This is a genomic window from Bradyrhizobium erythrophlei (assembly GCF_042430365.1).
GTDB classification, from domain to species: domain Bacteria; phylum Pseudomonadota; class Alphaproteobacteria; order Rhizobiales; family Xanthobacteraceae; genus Bradyrhizobium; species Bradyrhizobium erythrophlei.
Window position 1 is genome coordinate 1 of the sequence record NZ_JBHMET010000210.1, and the last position, 1,053, is coordinate 1,053.

General features: G+C 63.2%; 1 protein-coding gene. It reads right to left on the bottom strand.

All coding sequences use genetic code 11. The annotated features are described in order from the left end of the window. Nucleotides 1-962 (bottom strand): ISAs1 family transposase (locus ACFFWD_RS29745; RefSeq protein ID WP_376971416.1); only part of this gene is annotated, 962 nt, incomplete at its 3' end. Nucleotides 963-1,053: the final 91 nt, after the last annotated feature.

Sequence of the window (1,053 nt, forward strand, 5' to 3'; positions counted from 1 at the left end):
TTGGCCGGTCCGTTGTCCTTGCGGTTGCGGGCAAGGTCCTCATCGAGAGTGACGTCGAGCGGCCAGTGAAGGCTATTTTCGATGCCCCAATGAGCGCGGACGATGCGCAGGACCTCTTTGCGGCTGTAGGGGCGGCTCATCAGGAAGTAGCGTTCGACCGTGTCGTCCTGGCCCCGCTTGCTGGTGATGCGGGCAACAGCTTTGAGGCCCGGAAAGTCGTGCTTCCTGGCCATGCCGGGGGCCGGCGCCACAAGAGCAACACGCCTCTCGTTGCGTCCATGTTCAGCGTCAGTGGTGGTGAGCGAGGTCTTGCCCTTGCGTTTGGCGGCGCGGATTGCGGCTTTGGCATCCTCCAACAGAGCAGGCTGGTTCGCCTTCACCGCCAGCACATAGTCGCCGCCCCGTGCCACAATCGCTTCGGCCATCCCGCGGTGGCAATGCAGGGCATCGGCCGTGACGACGCAGCCCTTGAGCTGCAGAAGCGCAAGCAGCTGCAAGGCGCCGTCGGCTTCGTTGTTGTTCGGCGCCAGCACATTGGCGAGTGCCATGCGCGTCTGCGCTGCCCAGGCCGTCACCATCACCGGCGGCATGTGGCTCCTGCCGCGTTCGTAGCCGCGCCGCAATGCTTTGCCATCGAGCGCAATCACTCCACGCGGCCGCTTGATCTTGGCGCCTTGTGCAAAGGCCTTCATAAAGCGCCGGAATGCACTCTCAAACGCCTTCGGATCGAGCATCCGGAACACCCGGCTGAACGTGTCGTGGCTCGGCAGACCGTTCTTGAGCTCCAGCACATCCTGCCAGAGATAGGCCTTCATCCGGGCAAACAGCGCCATGTCGGTGCAACTCGTCGCCCCGCACAGCGTCGCCAGCAGCGCGATGAACAAAATCTCGGTCAGGTCATGCAGCGCGTTGTCGGCCCGCGGGTCGGGCAACTCCGAAAAGCACTCCGCAAATCGCTGCATCGGCCGCTCCCTCCAGATCAGGAGCGACCTTCAGAATCCCTTTCTTCCGATTTGGCAACTACTTGCAGACGCCCACATGCGATTCCCCTGC